17 protein-coding genes are annotated in these 16,531 nt (G+C 42.8%); 13 read left to right on the top strand and 4 right to left on the bottom strand.

Annotated features, from left to right (window positions below):
- Positions 1-13 precede the first annotated feature (13 nt).
- The gene (locus tag AU377_RS05410) at positions 14-1,204 is read left to right on the top strand and encodes a glycine C-acetyltransferase (RefSeq protein WP_067405295.1); all 1,191 of its coding nucleotides are present in this window, start codon (positions 14-16) and stop codon (positions 1,202-1,204) included.
- Between the two features lie 42 nt (positions 1,205-1,246).
- Here the strand turns inward: AU377_RS05410 and AU377_RS05415 are convergent, their stop codons facing one another.
- On the bottom strand, positions 1,247-2,125 hold the full coding sequence (locus AU377_RS05415) for a LysR family transcriptional regulator (protein WP_253724392.1): 879 nt from the start codon (positions 2,123-2,125) through the stop codon (positions 1,247-1,249).
- Positions 2,126-2,264: 139 nt separating this feature from the next.
- Between AU377_RS05415 and AU377_RS05420 the strand changes: the two genes are divergently transcribed.
- From AU377_RS05420 to AU377_RS05475, 12 genes are all read left to right on the top strand, one after another.
- Entirely contained in the window at positions 2,265-3,788 is a 1,524-nt protein-coding gene (locus AU377_RS05420; RefSeq protein ID WP_082731930.1) for an aldehyde dehydrogenase family protein, read from the top strand.
- Between the two features lie 30 nt (positions 3,789-3,818).
- Positions 3,819-5,009, top strand: a complete 1,191-nt coding sequence (locus AU377_RS05425) for an FAD-binding oxidoreductase (RefSeq protein ID WP_067405301.1) — start codon at positions 3,819-3,821, stop codon at positions 5,007-5,009.
- A gap of 43 nt (positions 5,010-5,052) precedes the next feature.
- Positions 5,053-5,952 carry a 4-hydroxy-tetrahydrodipicolinate synthase gene (dapA, locus tag AU377_RS05430; RefSeq protein ID WP_067405304.1) on the top strand — a complete coding sequence of 300 codons (900 nt, stop codon included), beginning with the start codon at positions 5,053-5,055 and terminating at the stop codon, positions 5,950-5,952.
- A 96-nt stretch (positions 5,953-6,048) separates the two neighbouring features.
- Positions 6,049-6,837, top strand: coding sequence for an aspartate/glutamate racemase family protein (locus AU377_RS05435; protein WP_067405308.1), 789 nt, complete (start codon positions 6,049-6,051; stop codon positions 6,835-6,837).
- A gap of 12 nt (positions 6,838-6,849) precedes the next feature.
- Entirely contained in the window at positions 6,850-7,137 is a 288-nt protein-coding gene (locus AU377_RS05440) for a (2Fe-2S)-binding protein (protein ID WP_067405311.1), read from the top strand.
- Positions 7,118-7,441, top strand: a complete 324-nt coding sequence (locus tag AU377_RS05445; RefSeq protein WP_067405313.1) for a (2Fe-2S)-binding protein — start codon at positions 7,118-7,120, stop codon at positions 7,439-7,441. The genes AU377_RS05440 and AU377_RS05445 overlap by 20 nt, the downstream gene beginning before the upstream one ends.
- On the top strand, positions 7,438-8,670 hold the full coding sequence (locus tag AU377_RS05450) for an NAD(P)/FAD-dependent oxidoreductase (protein WP_067405316.1): 1,233 nt from the start codon (positions 7,438-7,440) through the stop codon (positions 8,668-8,670). The genes AU377_RS05445 and AU377_RS05450 overlap by 4 nt, the downstream gene beginning before the upstream one ends.
- A gap of 19 nt (positions 8,671-8,689) precedes the next feature.
- Complete coding sequence (locus AU377_RS05455; RefSeq protein ID WP_067405319.1) at positions 8,690-9,289, top strand: short chain dehydrogenase; 600 nt, start codon at positions 8,690-8,692, stop codon at positions 9,287-9,289.
- A 25-nt stretch (positions 9,290-9,314) separates the two neighbouring features.
- The gene (locus tag AU377_RS05460; RefSeq protein ID WP_067405322.1) at positions 9,315-10,010 is read left to right on the top strand and encodes an SDR family oxidoreductase; all 696 of its coding nucleotides are present in this window, start codon (positions 9,315-9,317) and stop codon (positions 10,008-10,010) included.
- 85 nt (positions 10,011-10,095) lie between these two features.
- The gene (locus AU377_RS05465; protein ID WP_067405324.1) at positions 10,096-11,631 is read left to right on the top strand and encodes a sodium:alanine symporter family protein; all 1,536 of its coding nucleotides are present in this window, start codon (positions 10,096-10,098) and stop codon (positions 11,629-11,631) included.
- A gap of 20 nt (positions 11,632-11,651) precedes the next feature.
- Positions 11,652-12,401, top strand: a complete 750-nt coding sequence (locus tag AU377_RS05470; protein ID WP_067405327.1) for an SDR family NAD(P)-dependent oxidoreductase — start codon at positions 11,652-11,654, stop codon at positions 12,399-12,401.
- 235 nt (positions 12,402-12,636) lie between these two features.
- Complete coding sequence (locus AU377_RS05475; RefSeq protein ID WP_067405330.1) at positions 12,637-13,596, top strand: L-threonine 3-dehydrogenase; 960 nt, start codon at positions 12,637-12,639, stop codon at positions 13,594-13,596.
- A 206-nt stretch (positions 13,597-13,802) separates the two neighbouring features.
- Here the strand turns inward: AU377_RS05475 and AU377_RS05480 are convergent, their stop codons facing one another.
- The 3 genes from AU377_RS05480 to AU377_RS05490 form a co-directional block, all read right to left on the bottom strand.
- Positions 13,803-15,155 (bottom strand): YjiH family protein, encoded by a 1,353-nt coding sequence (locus tag AU377_RS05480; RefSeq protein ID WP_067405332.1) that lies wholly within the window; start codon positions 15,153-15,155, stop codon positions 13,803-13,805.
- Between the two features lie 293 nt (positions 15,156-15,448).
- Positions 15,449-16,135 carry a bacillithiol biosynthesis deacetylase BshB2 gene (bshB2, locus tag AU377_RS05485; protein ID WP_067405335.1) on the bottom strand — a complete coding sequence of 229 codons (687 nt, stop codon included), beginning with the start codon at positions 16,133-16,135 and terminating at the stop codon, positions 15,449-15,451.
- A 10-nt stretch (positions 16,136-16,145) separates the two neighbouring features.
- Complete coding sequence (locus AU377_RS05490; protein WP_067405338.1) at positions 16,146-16,493, bottom strand: YojF family protein; 348 nt, start codon at positions 16,491-16,493, stop codon at positions 16,146-16,148.
- Positions 16,494-16,531 lie beyond the last annotated feature (38 nt).

Genomic DNA, 16,531 nt, shown 5'->3' on the forward strand with positions numbered 1-16,531 from the left:
AGGAAAGATTATTTTGTCGAAAGTACTCCAAAACTTTTTAGAAACAAATTTAGCTGGGCTTCGCGAGCATGGACTTTATAACGAAATCGATACAGTAGAAGGTCCAAATGGCCCGGTCATTAAAATTCAAGGAAAAGACTTGATCAACTTATCATCTAATAACTATCTTGGTCTTGCAACAGATGAGGACTTGAAACAGCTAGCGATCGAAGCGACGAAAAAATACGGCGTCGGTGCCGGTGCGGTACGTACAATTAATGGGACACTCGATATTCACATTAAGCTTGAAAAAAAGCTGGCTGAATTTAAAGGGACAGAAGCAGCAATCGCTTATCAATCAGGCTTTAACTGTAATATGGCAGCTATTTCCGCTGTGATGAATAAAAAAGATGCGATTCTTTCTGACGAATTAAACCACGCATCAATTATCGATGGATGCCGTCTCTCAGGTGCGAAAATTATTCGCGTAAAGCATCAAGATATGGATGATTTACGTGCGAAAGCGAAAGAAGCAACAGAATCTGGCTTATACGAAAAAGTCATGTACATTACAGATGGCGTATTTTCGATGGACGGTAATATCGCAAACCTTCCAGAAGTCGTGGAGATTGCGAAAGAATACGATTTAATTACGTACGTTGATGACGCACACGGATCTGGTGTAACAGGTTTAGGAAAAGGAACTGTAAAACATTTCGGACTAGAAAAGGAAATTGATTTCCAAATCGGTACACTTTCTAAAGCGATTGGTGTGGTTGGCGGTTATGTAGCCGGTACGCAAGAGCTAATCGATTGGCTAAAAGTGCGTTCTCGTCCATTTTTATTCTCCACATCATTGCCAGCAGGCGACGTAGCGGCGATTATGGGCGCTTTAGATAAAATTTCGTCATCCACAGAATTACATGACAAACTGTGGGAAAACGGTAATTATTTAAAAGAAGGCCTAAAAAAGTTAGGCTTTGATATCGGCAGATCTGAAACGCCGATTACACCTTGTATTATTGGTGAAGAAAAACTGACACAGCAATTTTCAAAACGGCTTGCTGAAGAAGGTGTTTACGCGAAATCCATCGTCTTCCCGACAGTTCCACAAGGCACGGGACGTGTTCGCAACATGCCAACAGCAGCCCATACAAAAGAAATGCTTGATGAGGCACTCGCGATTTATGAAAAAGTTGGAAAAGAGCTAGGCGTTATTTCATAAAATCAAAAAACCACCCAAGAGGTGGTTTTTTTGATGCTTTTTTTAAATCGTTTTAAATAATTTCTTCACGATCGCTGCGAAGTTTTTTGTTGCATGGGATGTTTGCTTGGTCATGCCGAGTCCGATAATACGGCACGCCTCTTTTTCGAATTCAAGCGCTGTAATACCATCAGGTGCACCTTTTAATACAAGTTCGGGACGGATATTAATGCCCAAATTTGCTTGTACTAACGCAATGATCGATTGATCGTCTGACACTTCATATTTCACGATGGGATTAATATTATGCTCGCTAAAAAAAGTAGCCGTTTCATGATCCCATCCTTTTTTGGGTTTGATCAGCGGGTACATTTCTAGTTGCTCTAAACGCATCTTTTGCTGCATTCGTAATTCGCTTTCATTGGATACAATGCAAAATAATTTATCTTTATGTAACGGGTGAAAATCGATGCACTTTTTCGAAGAGGCAATGGTAAAGCAACAATCCAATTCTCCTGATTGAACGGCGGCTTCCAAGTTCTCATAGTCGTTATCATAAATTTCAACGGTGATCTGGGGATATTTACGCTTAAACTCCTTGAGAATCATTGGCAGCCAATGGGTTGTGACACTTGCAAAAGTACCAATTCTAATGATCCCATTCTCCAATTCGTTTAGTGCAGAAGCTTCTTGCAGGAGAAGGTGGTGCGAATGCATAACGGCAAGTGTGTGCTTATGTATGATTTCTCCTTCACTAGTCAGTCGAATCCCCGATCGATTGCGTATTAATAAATGTAATCCTAACTCCTCTTCAAGACTTTTAATCGCATGACTTACTGCGGATTGTGTGAGATTTAGTTCGTTGCCGGCATTTGTAATGTTTTGCAATTGAACAACCTTATTAAAAATTTCATAGCGCTGAATCGTCAACTTAATTCCCACTCTCCTTACATGAAAACTATTAATACATATCATTATAAACATTCGTTTTACTAATCTCAATTATCTAATTATACTGAAAGTGCGAGTTGGTATTGAAAACATATACCGTATTTTAAAATTCAGCTAGAGAAAAGGGGCGATGAATGTGACGGTTGTAGTCAATCAATTTGAACGGGTGTTGCGAGATCAAACAGCAGTTCAACAAATGTATATAAATGGAAAATGGGTAACGAGCAGCTCCAATCAAACGCGAGAGATCTTAAATCCTGCAAATCAGGAAGTCATCGCAACAGTGACAGAGGCAGTTGCCGAAGAGGCTGACTTGGCGGTTGAGGCAGCAAAAAATGCCTTTTATAAAAATGGTTGGAAAAACGTGTATGCGCGAACAAGGGCAGATCTTCTGTTAAAGGTAGCTGAAAAGTTGAGCGAGCGCAAAGAAGAGTTTGCCATGCTCGAAACGTTGAATAACGGAAAAGTGTATGCGGACTCGCTTCAGGATGTAGACGATGCGATCAACCAATTTCAATACTATGCAGGACTTGCGACGAAGCCGCATGGACAAACGTACGAAGTGCCGGATGAAATTCAAGCAATGGTTGTCCGCGAACCAGTTGGGGTTGTAGCACAAATTGTTCCGTGGAATTATCCACTTGTCATGGCAGCACAAAAGATGTCAGCAGCTTTGGCGGCAGGATGCACAGTTGTGATTAAACCTGCATCACAAACACCGCTTACGCTCATTCGGCTGTTTGAGATTTTAGATGAAGTCGGATTTCCAGCGGGTGTCGTTAACCTAGTACTCGGTTCTGGTTCGGTCATTGGAGATGTATTAGTAAATCATCCTGATGTCGACAAAATTTCCTTCACTGGCGGTACAGATACAGGAAAGCAAATTATGAAAGATGCTGCGAATACCGTTAAAAAGGTCGGTCTAGAGTTAGGCGGCAAATCTCCTAATATTGTTTTTGCAGATGCAGATTTTGAAACCGCTATCGATTATGCACTGCTTGGTATTTTTGCAGGACAAGGTCAAGTTTGTTCAGCAGGTTCGCGTCTCTTACTAGAAAAAAGCATCTATGACAAATTTGTTCCGGAGCTTGTCGCACGCGCTAAAAAAATTAAAGTGGGACCGGGCTGGGAAGAAGACACAGAAATGGGACCGCTCATCTCGCAGTCGCATATGGAAAATGTCCTGAACTATGTGAAAATTGGACTGGATGAAGGGGCATGGCTGCTATGCGGAGGGAATCGCATAGTAGATGGCGATCTTGCCAATGGGAACTATGTAGAGCCGACAATCTTGACGAATACGACGCCGGATATGCGTATTGTACAAGAAGAAATTTTTGGACCTGTACTTGTCATTCAAGTATTTGAAACGGAAGAGGAAGCCATTGAATTAGCGAACGGTACTGATTTTGGCCTTGCCGCTGCCGTATTTACAAACGATGGGGCGAAAGCACAGCGGGTCATTCGTAACCTGCGAGCAGGGATTACATGGATCAATGCTTACCATCCGACATTTAACGAAGCACCTTGGAGCGGCTATAAACAAAGCGGGATCGGCGCGGATTTGGGCACATACGGATTTGAACAGTATTTATTGACGAAACAGATTAATATCGCCCTCGAAGTACAACCGTCCGGCTGGTACAAAGGATGAGTTCACTTGAAAGCGTAAGGAGGCGGCAGCATGAATAGCTTTGATGTTGTTGTGGTCGGCGCCGGCATTATTGGCTGCAGTGTTTCTTATCATTTGTCCAAGGCGGGCTACAGCGTTGCGCTAGTTGAAAAAGGCGACATTGCCCACGGGACATCTAGCCGCTGTGATGCCGTCGCGCTCATTTGTGATAAGAAGCCGGGGATTGACACAGAAATTGGTTTTAAAAGTATTCAACTCTATAAAGAATTAGCAAAAGAATTCTCATTTGACTTTGAGTTTTCCACAAGAGGAAGTTTGTACGTTTGTGAAACAGAGCAAGAATTGGAAATTGCAAGCGGTTACGTAGCGGAACAAAGAGCTGACGGATATGACATGAAGATGGTCGATCAGAAAGAACTGCTTGAAATTGAACCTTATTTAGCTAAAGATTTGAAAGGCGGAATTTGGACAGAAGTCGATTCGACGATGAACCCCTACTTAGTTTGCTTCGCTTTTGTGGAAGAAGCTAAGAAATATGGTTTGAAGCTCTTTACGCATCACGAGGTAAAAGGGGTTACAAAAGGTCCGGACGGGCGCGTACAATCCGTCATTACTGATAGAACAACGCTCCATACAAATCGGGTTGTAAACTGTGCCGGAGTTTGGGCAGCTAAACTTGGTCAAATGGTTGGCATTGATATACCTATTCAGCCCCGTAAAGGGATGGTGCTCATCTCAGAAAAAACAAAGCCAGTCGTTAGTCAAAAAGTGCATGAATTCGGCTATATGCTCTCGAAGTTTGAAGATATTAAATACAAACGCAACGTTAGCAAACTCGTTGAAGAGAATAATATTGCGTTTACGATTGAACCGACGGAAGCGGATAACTTTTTACTTGGCGGTCATCGTGCATTTAAAGGATATGACATTAGTTCTGAAAACGATGTCATCCGAGGAATTGCTGAACGAGCCATCCGCTTCTTGCCAATTTTAAAAGATATTAGCTGTATTCGAGCCTATGCGGGAATACGACCATGGGTGCCGGATCATTTGCCGATCGTCTCCGAAGTTGAAGAAGTGCCGGGCTTTTATATTGCCGGCGGGCATGAAGGAGACGGCATCAGTATGGCGCCGATTACAGGAAGAATGATTACACAGCTAATTTCAGGAGAAGAAACAGATTTTAACATAGATCGATTGAATTTCTCACGCTACAAACAATTGGAGCGAGTATCTAGTTAATGAAAAACTATTAAACTACTGACAAATATTGGAGGAATGAAAAATGTATAAACCAACTGGAATGATCCCAGCAATGCCAACACCATTCGATGAGCAAGGAAAAGTGGATTTTGAAGCATATCGCGGACTCATCGAATACTTAATTGAAGGCGGCGTTCACTGCTTGCTAGCCGGCGGAAGTACAGGTGAATATTCACTTATGTCTATGGAGGAACGCAAAGCAGTTTTAAAAGCGGCGGTTGATTTTTCAGGCGGGCGTGTTCCAATCATGGCCGGAACGAGTGCGCATCGAACGGACGAAACGCTTGAACTAACGAAATATGCAGCGGAAATTGGAGCGGATTGCGCGCTTGTCATCACACCTTACTACATGCAGACGAGTGAGGAAGGCATTATTGATTATTTTAAAACGGTTGCTGAACAGTCTGGCATTGGCATTGTTATTTACCATTATCCAGGTGCGACAAATGTCGAGCTGTCACCGGAGCTAATTGCTAAGTTAAGTAAAATTGATGGCATCGTAGGCGTCAAAAATACAACAGATCAAGAGCATACATGTAAAGTCATTGGCCTGACAAAAGATCAGGAAGATTTCGCTGTCCTTACTGGATACGAGCACCTTATTTTGCCAACATTGGCTGTTGGTGGAGATGGCGCAACAGGAATTATTCCGAACTTGATTCCAAAAGAAATTGTGGCGCTTTATGATCTATTTACAAAAGAAAAGGATATTGATGCGGCAATCGCTCTTAACCAAAAACTTCTTCCGCTTTACGACTATGTTGAAGTTGAGCCAAGCCCAGGTCCGGTTAAGGCTGGTCTAGATTTAATCGGATTGAAAGGTGGAACAGTTCGTGCACCGCTCGTTCCGGCATCAGATGAATTAAAGGAGAAAATGAAAAAGACACTTTCCGAGCTTGGCTACGAAGTAAGTCTTGTATAACTGATCATGGGGGGCTGTTCTAGAAGTGCCTGGCTCTTCTTTTTAGGACAGTCCCTCCCTCTTTATATAAAACCAATTTAAAGGTAGGGATGAGCGATGACAACAATGACAACATGTCAAAGAGAATATGGCTTTCTTGACAAAGGATACAAATCGAAAGTACACATGAAAAAGGGACAGTATATATCGGGTTTTTCTGTCGGGATTTTGCACTTGGATGATTGCTGGTATCCAATTTTGCCTGGTAATGTGGCAAATTTATCTACATATGATTTTCCAGTCGTCTTGAAAGTCGTACCGAACTGTAACCAAGAAAGAATTCACGCGGGAGATCCGACGCTTGTGGATGATGTCATCCGGGCGGCAAAACAATTTGAAGCGGAAGGAGCTCGCGTCATTGTTGGTGCATGCGGCTTCTTTGGAAACTTCCAAGAGCAAGTTGCTAATGCAGTCGATATTCCCGTTTTTCTATCGAGTGTTGTACAGCTTCCTTGGATTAAAACAGGATTAAAATCTGATCAGCTTGTAGGTATGCTGACAGCAGACAGCAATGGTATTACACCTTCCTTATATAAAAGCTGTGGGATAGAAAATCCAGATTATGTTGTCGTTAAAGACTTGGGAAGATTGCCGGAATTCTCTGCAATTATCGAAAGCAGAGGAAGCTTTGACAACGATGTCGTTCGCGAAGAGGCTGTGAATGCGGCGAAAGAACTCGTGCGCGACAACCCGAATATCAGGGCCATTCTGCTTGAATGCAGCGATCTTCCGCCTTACGCAGCGGATATCCAACGGGCAGTCGGACTTCCGGTTTATGATTTTATCACGATGATCCGATGGGCTCATATGGCTACGGCACAAAGACCTTATCACGGCTTTATTTAGGAGGTTTTCGCAATGAGCGATGAAAAAACAATTGTCTGCAGATGTGAAGAAATATCGTTTCAAACGATCAGTGACACTGTCCGGGAATATAGCTGCTCTTCCAGAGAAGTAAAGCTTCGTACAAGAGCGGGGATGGGGTATTGCGGCGGAAGAACATGCCGTCATATGATCGATACAATTGTTGCAGGGATTAATCAAGAACCGATTGCAGACGAAATTCAATTGAGCTATCGTCCACCTGCTCGTCCATTAACTTTCGGGGTCTTAGGAGGTATGCAACATGACAATGAGAGTCGTTAATCATCCGGTACTCGGAAAACTTCCAGAACAGAATCGTATAACGATCCGCTTCAACGGCCAACCCTATGAAGCTTACGAAGGGGACACCATTGCCTCAGCCTTAATGGCTCAAGGAGTGAAAACACTCAGGAAGCATGAAATGAGCGGAGAAGGACGCGGCATCTACTGCAATATCGGCCATTGTTTTGAGTGCCGTGTGCAGGTGGGAGATCGGAAAGTAGTACGTGCTTGTTTGACACCGGTTTCAGAAGGCATCGAAATCCATTCACTCACTGCTTTTGTGAAAGGAGGTCAAACAAAATGATCGATTTACTTGTCGTGGGAGCGGGTCCCGCAGGGTTAAGTGCGGCAATCGCAGCAGCTGAACAAGGACTGAAAGTAAAAGTACTTGATGAATTTCCGAAAGTAGGGGGGCGCCTTCTCGGGCAATTGCATCAGGAGCCAAGCGGAGAATGGTGGAACGGCATTGAAATGGGTGAGAAGTTGCATCAGAAAGCGCGTCTCGAAGGAGTGAACATCCAGTGTGAAGTATCTGTCTCAGATATCAGTCGGACAGACTTTGGATGGAGCGTCTACACATCTGTGGGAATGATAAAAGCCAAAAATCTTTTACTGGCCACGGGTGCATCAGAAACGGCTATTCCGCTTCCGGGCTGGACGCTTCCGGGTGCAATTTCAATTGGAGCGGCGCAAGTTATGGGAAATGTCCATCGTGTCAAACCTGGTAATTCGTGCGTGATTATCGGTGCCAATGTACTTTCTATAGCGATCGCAAATGAATTGATGTTATGCGGCGTAAAAGTAAAGGAAATTATTATTCCTGAAACGGGACCGGTCGCAAAAGATGCGGGCGTGCCTGAAAAAGTGATGGCATCCTTAATGAGGCTGACCCATTTGGCGCCAAATGCATTTTTGCGTCAAGCAGGAAAATTTGGGAAGTTTGTAAGTCCGAAAGTTGCTGCTCAGTTTTTCCCAAAAAATGGCATTCGGGTCTTGGGTATACCGATCCGGGTTAAGAAAGCTGCCATTGAAATTATTGGGGAAGGACAGGCGACTGGCGTTCGAACAGTGGCTGTTACACCAGATGGTAAAAGAATTCAGGGCACCGAACAAGTGACAGAAGCAGATTTTGTCTGCATCGCCGGCGGATTAGCGCCGATGTCAGAGCTTGCGTCAATTGCCGGATGCTCATTCAAATATGTAGAAGAACTCGGGGGACATATACCTCTACATAGTGAACGAATGGAAACGGCTGTGCCGGGACTTTATGTAGCAGGGAATATAACGGGTGTTGAAAGTGCTAAAGTGGCAATGGCACAAGGGAAAGTAGCGGGCCTCACGGTTGCATTCAATACGAATGGAGCCTCAAAGAAGACTGAAATGTTAGTGAAATGTGCTTTGGATGATGTAAGAAAAACGAGGGCAAATGCCCTGATCGAGTTTCAGCCGGGTATTGTAGAAGCGCGTGAACGAATTTATGTTCAATTTGAGCAAGAGAGAATTGCGGTGAAACAAGCGATAACGGTTTCCTAAAACAGGTTGGAGGTACATCATGAAAATTTTAGTAATTGGAGCGAAAGGTACACTAGGTTCAGCAGTTGTTGAAGAACTGAAAGATATTGGCGAGATTATACAGGCAAGCAGAACTCACGCAGATATAAAAGTGGACATCACATCACCGGAAAGCATTCAGCAAATGTTTGAAGAAGTGGGTGAAATAGACGCGATCGTCTGCACGGCAGGAGCCGCCCATTTCGGACCGGTCGAGAAAATGACTCCTGAATTAAACCGTATTGCAGTAGAAAGTAAACTGTTAGGTCAAATCAATCTTGTGCTGCTTGGTTTGCCATACATCCGTGACAACGGCAGTATCACATTGATAACCGGCATTTTAATGGATGATCCGATCGTTAATGGGGCATCATCCGCCATGGCAAATGGAGGTGTCCGTGCCTTTGTCTCATCAGCTGCAATCGAACTGCCGAGAGGGATTCGGATTAATAGCGTAAGCCCGAATGTACTGGAAGAATCATTGGAAAAATATGGTCCATCCTTTGAAGGTTTTAAAGCGGTTCCGGCGAAAGATGCGGCTCTTGCTTTTAGAAAAAGTGTGTTAGGTGCACAAACGGGGCAGAGTTATACGGTTTACTGATGATGAATGCAAAGGAGAGAAGGCGATGGAAAACGGAGAGATTGTTGTTATTACTGGAGCTGGTAGCGGTCTTGGGGCTTCACTTGCAAGGAAGTATTCGTCTCATGGGACACATGTCTGTTTACTTGGCAGGACACGGTCGAAGCTCGAAAAAATAGCTTCTGTACTTGAAAGTGATCATTCCATTTATGAAGTAGATATTAGTTCAAAGGAAAGCGTTAGTAAAGTGTTTAGGGAAATTAAAATAGCGCATGGTTCGATTGATTGTTTAATCAATAATGCGGGTGTCGGCATGTTTAAAGATGTCGGAGAAATTACAGAAGAAGAGATCCATCAAATGATTGATATCAATTTAAAAGGAACGATTTTTTGTACGCAAGAAGTACTGCCGGTCATGAAGGAACAAAACAGCGGAAGCATTGTAAATATTATTTCCGGATCTGGAAAAGTAGCAAAAGCCTCTGAAACCGTCTATAGTGCAAGCAAATTTGGGGTGAGAGGCTTTTCAGAAGCTTTATCCGAGGAGTTGAAAAATACGGAAATCCATATTTATGGTGCATACATGGGGAATATGAAAACGAACTTATGGGAGGAAGGATATTCCGAAAATCAATTAGCCAATTATATGAACCCAGATGATGTAGCCGAAATTATATTTGAAAATTTAAAGCCTCGTAAACATTTGAGAGTGACAGACATTACGATTATGAATCATCGATAATTTTGACTTAAATTATAAAGGTTTACATTGCAGCCTAGTGGATGACAGCTTAGATTATTCAAATTGATAAAACGGGGGAATGATCATGAGCGATTTTTTTAATTGGCTAAGCGGAATGGTATGGAATCAATATTTTATTTATTGTTTCCTAGGCGTGGGATTGTTTTTCTCAGTCGCGACGAGATTTGTTCAACTAACACACTTAAAAGATATGGTCAAATTAATGTTTCAGCGAAAGAGCTCGGACAGCGGTGTTTCCTCCTTCCAGGCAATCTCCATGTCATTAGGAAGCCGGGTTGGAACTGGGAATATTGCGGGCGTTGCGACCGCGATTGCATTAGGCGGACCGGGCGCGATTTTTTGGATGTGGCTTATGGCGTTTTTGGGCGCAGCGACGTCTTTCATCGAAATCACTTTGGGACAAGTATATAAAAGTAAGCAAGATGGAGAATACCGGGGAGGTCCTTCCTATTACATCGAGAAGGGTCTGGGTCTAAAGAAATTTGCATTTGCTTATGCTGTTTTAACAATTGTCGCAAACGGTTTCTTACTGATGAATATCCAGTCCAACACAGTAGCGGTCTCAATGAAGGAAGCTTTTGGCATTAACCCGCTGTTCACAGGAATCCTGATGGCAGTATTGTTGGCGATGATTGTTTTTGGCGGCGTAAAAAGAATTGCAAAAGTTTCAGAGTTTGTCGTTCCATTTATGGCAATTGGCTATTTACTAGTTTGTCTTATCATACTTGCTGCTAATGTCACTGCGATTCCAGCAGTGTTCCAATTGATCTTTTCGAGTGCTTTTGGTGCCGAAGCAACCTTTGGGGGAATTATAGGATCGGCTATTGCATGGGGTGTTCAACGAGGCTTCTTCTCTAACGCTGCTGGATCAGGAGGGGAAACTTTCGAAGGATCGGCTGCAGAAGTATCTCATCCAGCTAAACAAGGGCTTGTTCAGGCATTGGCCGTCTATATTGACACATGGGTTATTTGTTCCGCAACTGCGTTTATGATTCTAATCACGGGCATGTATAATGTGCACCCATCCGGCTCAGAAGCGCTTGCCACAAATGTGCCGGGTGTAGAAGCGGGATCTATGAACGTACAGCTAGCTGTTGATTCAGTATTTACAGGATTCGGGTATCTATTTATAGCTCTAGCTTTATTTTTCTTCTGTTTTACAACGATGATTTCCTACTATTATAAGTCTGAAACAAGCTTAGCATATATTCACCGAAGCATGAGAGGTGGAAAGAAATTGTTGGGAGCAGTATTGAAAATTGGCGTTCTATTCTTTGTGGTAACGGGTAGCATTATTACGGCTAGTACAGCTTGGACACTTGGCGATATTGGGTTGGGGAGTATGGCGTATTTAAATATTGTTGCGATTCTACTTTTGACAAAGCCAGCATTGAAAGTGTTAAAAGATTATAGGGAGCAAAAAAGAGCTGGAATTGATCCGGTATTTGATCCCGTCAAACTAGGCATTGAAAATGCGGATTATTGGGAGAATGAATATCCTGCCAATCAAACCAAGAGCAAGCAACCAACTACGAAAAAGACTTATGGCAAAGAGAAGGTACCAACGCTTGTTCAGGCTAGTCCGACAGACAAATTATAATTTAGAGCGGGGGAAGCATTGTGAGATTAAAAGATAAAGTTGCTATAGTAACAGGTGCAGGGTCAGGAAATGGTGCAGCAATTGCCAAAGGATTTCTTGCGGAAGGAGCCAAAGTTGTATTTGCCGATATCAATGAAGACAATGCCGAGCAGCAAGCAATCGATTCAGGTTATGATCCAAAAAAGTGGATTGCAGTAAAAGTGGATGTGGCGGATTCTGCTTCTGTTAAATCTTTAATTTCAAAAACTTTGGAAGCGTTTTCTAGAGTAGACGTAATGATTGCGAACGCTGGGATCACCATTCGAAAACCGTTTCTAGAATTGACTGAAGCAGATTATGATAAAGTGATGGACGTAAATGCAAAAGGTGTATTTCTATGCAGCCAAGAAGCGGCTAGATGTATGGTCGAGCAAGGCGGTGGAAGTATTGTTCACATCTCATCTACGACGTCTGTATTGGCAGAAGGAAATGCGGTACAGTACGGTGCTTCTAAAGGAGCGGTTGCCTCGATGACCCGACATATGGCAATGGACCTTGGAGCGCAGAATATTCGTGTAAATGCGATTGCTCCGGGAACCATTCAAACGAATTTGACCGGAGGGCGTTTAGGGGCGGAAGGTGTACTTGAAAAAGAGGCGGAGTTAACGATGCTTAAAAGAATTGGTCAGCCTCAGGATGTCGTAGGCGCTGCACTTTTTTTAGCATCTGACGATTCTTCTTTTATAACAGGGACACATATTTTTGTAGATGGCGGCTATTCGGTGAAATAAAGGGGAAACAAGAAGCACTGAAACAATTTTTTTTGTTTCAGTGCTTCTTGTTTTTTTGCGTGAAAATCTTCCTTGATATAAATTGCGGAGATTCGAATTACAAATGTGTATTTTTTTATTGTCTTTTCTGAGAGTACATCATATAATGGATTAAAGTTGTTATATCAAGTAATTAATTATTAGTTAATACAAATGTACATCTGGGTAGAACATGAAAGAAAGCGAGGAGTTTAAAATGAAGAAGATTATTGTCACTGGCGCGCTTGGACAAATCGGATCTGAATTGATCGCAAAACTGCGTTCAGAATATGGAACAGACAATGTTTTGGCAACGGATATTCGACGTCCTCAATCACCAACAGGCGGGCCATTTGAAATTCTAGACGTCACGGATGCAAAGAGAATGCATGAGCTTGCGAAAGCGTTTGGGGCAGATACAATGATGCATATGGCCGCATTGCTGTCGGCAACAGCTGAAGAACAGCCGCTATTCGCGTGGAACTTGAATATGGGTGGGCTTGTCAATGCGCTTGAAGTTTCCCGTGAACTGAATCTTCAATTTTTCACTCCGAGCTCAATTGGTGCATTTGGACCGTCCACACCTAAAAAGGGAACGCCGCAAGATACGTTGCAGCGTCCAACAACGATGTATGGTGTCAACAAAGTCGCTGGAGAATTACTCTGTGACTATTACTTCCATAAATTTGGTTTAGATACGCGCGGTGTTCGTTTCCCAGGGCTTATTTCGAATGTAGCGAAACCAGGCGGCGGAACGACAGACTACGCAGTTGATATTTACTACAAAGCGATTGAAGAAGGTAAATACACTTCTTATATTGCAGAAGGTACCTACATGGATATGATGTATATGCCGGATGCACTGCAAGCGATTGTCGATTTAATGGAAGCAGATCCTGCAAAGTTAGTTCACCGCAATGCATTTAATGTTACGGCGATGAGCTTCGAACCATCGGAAATTGCAGCGTCTATCCGGAAGCATATTCCTACGTTTGAAATTGATTACGCCGTAGACCCAGTGCGTCAAGCAATTGCCGAGAGTTGGCCGGATGCAATCGATGCCTCTGCGGCTATGACAGAGTGGGGATTCAAAGCCGAATATGATTTGGACAAAATGACAGAAGATATGCTTGCGGAGTTGAAAGTGAAATTGAAAAGAGAATCTGAAGCATCTTAAAAAACCGCGATTTCGTGGTTTTTTTGTTTGGGAAGATAAGGTTATGCTAGTGCCCAACAAGTATTCCGGTTTCCAACGAACTCGCTGGAGTGTCTAACCAATGCTAGCTAGTGCCCAACAAACCATGCCCAGTCTCCAAACCAATCATTTAAAAAAGACTCTACCCAGAAAAAGTAAGGTAGAGTCTTTTGGTGATTTACAATTATTCAAAACAACAAATGCGCTACACCAGCAACAATCGGCAAGGCAATTAACGTACGCAACAAGAAAATAATCACTAGATCCAAAAAGTTAATCGGGATTTTCGTACCAAGTAGAAGTCCTCCAACCTCGGACATGTAAATAAGCTGAACAACAGAGATCGTCGCGATGACGAACAATGTTAACTCGGAAGTGATAACACCATCAGCAAGAATGACCGGCAAGAACATATCTGCAAACCCGACAACCATTGTCTGTGCAGCCTCTTGTGCTTCTGGGATTCCTAGAACAGCTAAAATAGGTTCAAAAGGTTTTCCTAAAAACGTGAAGACACCAGTGTATTCTGCTAATACAAGCGCAATCGTTCCGAATGCCATAACAACCGGCATGACGCCAACCCACATATCTATCGCATTGCGCATGCCATCACGTACGACATTTCCAAGAGAACGGTTTTGATCGGCCTTTTCAAGAGCCTTTTCAAGACCATGACTAACTACATTATAGCCTTCTGGCAGTTTTTCTTCGTCACCAGTAGCTGGCGTTCCGTCAATATATTCATCTTTTTTTCCGGATAAAGGATAGATTCTTGGCATAATGATCGCGAGAATAAGCCCTGTTAATACTACTGTCCCATAAAATTGCGGGAAGTATTTGGCCATGCCGACCGTGTCTATGATCACAAGCGAGAATGTAATGGAAACGACTGAGAATGTTGTCCCAACGATGGCCGCTTCTTTTTTTGTGTAAAATCCATCTTCGTACTGTTTGCTTGTCAAAAGAACACCGATTGTCCCGTCCCCAATCCATGACGTGAAAGCATCAATAGAAGAGCGGCCGGGCAGTTTAAAAAGAGGTCGCATTATTTTTGACATCATCGTTCCAAAAAATTCTAGCAATCCAAAATTCAATAGTAGAGGCAGGAGAAGTCCTGCAAAGAAGAAAATTGTAAATAAAAACGACACTAATCCATCTGGCGCAAGCAATAACCCACCTGTATTTTCATTTGTAATCGCTTCAGGCCCGATTTGAAAGGTAACCATAATCGCAAATACAGCACCAATTACCCGTGTGACTGTCCAAAATGGAGAGACTTTAAACAGCTGGACGATAAAAGATGGCTTGGTATGTTCTAGTCTAACGAATAAAAACAATAAAGAACCGACTGCGGCAATCACAATAATGATCATCGCGGTCATCGGCATAAAAGGTTCTAATGCGCCGGATAAAATATCTGCAAATTTGGCAATTGGTACTTTCCATTCCTCGCCAAATTTTAATGGAATCATAAAAAGAATAACACCGATAATCGATGGCAATAAGAAATAAAACCAAGTTGAAATTGAAAATTTCTTCAAATAAATTCTTCCCTTCTAAACACACCCTTGTATAAATATACATTTTAAAGATCTGTTATTCATTTGTAAATAGTCACGATGAATGTTCCAATTTTCAGTATACTGTTACTTTTCGAAAAGGATAGGCATGGGAAATTAAAACTGGAATTCTTTATATAAAAGTTAAAAACATTTCCAAATTAAACAGTGCTACAGTATTTTTCGCAAATTAAAACCCAAGAATGTTCATTTGCCAACATTCTTGGGTTTTGCCTACTATTTTTCGTTGCAGTCCGATGGGGAGTCAACAACATTCACTCAAAGTCATTTTCCCAATTATACGTATAAAACCGCTCATACCGGAACCGGCTGTTCATTTCGGGGTCGCCGGCAGCCAATTTTTCTTCTAGATCTTTCATCATCCAAACGGTTTGTGAAGCATGCGCCTTTAGGGCAGCAAGCTTTTTATCGAAAGTGTCTGAGATGTCGTGGATGATATCGGGTTCACCCAGTACATCTTTTGTATTATTCGCAAAGGCGATCGTATACAATGTTGGACGCTTTTCGGGCTCTATGCGTCTGACTGCCCTTACAACTGCACGACCTGACGCATCATGATCGGGGTGGACGGCGAGGCCAGGATAGAAAGAAATGATGAGGGAGGGATTTGTTTCTTTGATCAAATCCGTGACAAGCTGCACCATTTTTTCGTCGTCTTCAAATTCAATTGTTTTATCGCGGAAGCCCATCATCCGCAAATCATCTAGCCCGAGTGCTTCACATGCTTTGATGAGTTCGGCTTTACGAATTTGTGGCAATGTTTCGCGTGTTGCGAATGGGGGATTACCTAGATTGCGCCCCATTTCACCAAGCGTTAAGCACGCATAGGTCACCGGTACTCCCATTTCTCGATACATGCTAATGGAACCTGAGATGCCGAATGCTTCGTCGTCAGGATGAGGGAGAATAACGAGTACGTGGCGTTCTTTTTTAATCATCAAAAATCCTCCTTTAATCAAAAGGTGTTTCGCTAATTTGCAGGGCAACTGATAGTTTACCTTCGGGATCAAGCCCCGCCATCAGCAGCTTTCCTTGTTCGTCAAGTTTGTAATGCGTAATGCCTTGTGCATAAATCCAGCCTGCCGGAAGTTTTAAACCAATGCGATGCGGGGATTCACCGGCAACTTTCCCAAGCTCAAAGTTAACAACAACATTACGAATGAATGCCCCTGCATTGAAAAATCCTTCATTAAAATGGGCGGCGTATGAGCCGTTCGTCGTTTCTAAATGAATATATACATCTTTCCCGGCGAAAGAAGAAATAAGTTCTTGCAAATGATTTGGTTGTACCTTTTTCATAGAAATCCTCCTAACAACAACTACTTATTGTAGTATAT

Origin of the sequence: Sporosarcina sp. HYO08, from assembly GCF_001563475.1 — a bacterium.
Classification (GTDB): domain Bacteria; phylum Bacillota; class Bacilli; order Bacillales_A; family Planococcaceae; genus Sporosarcina.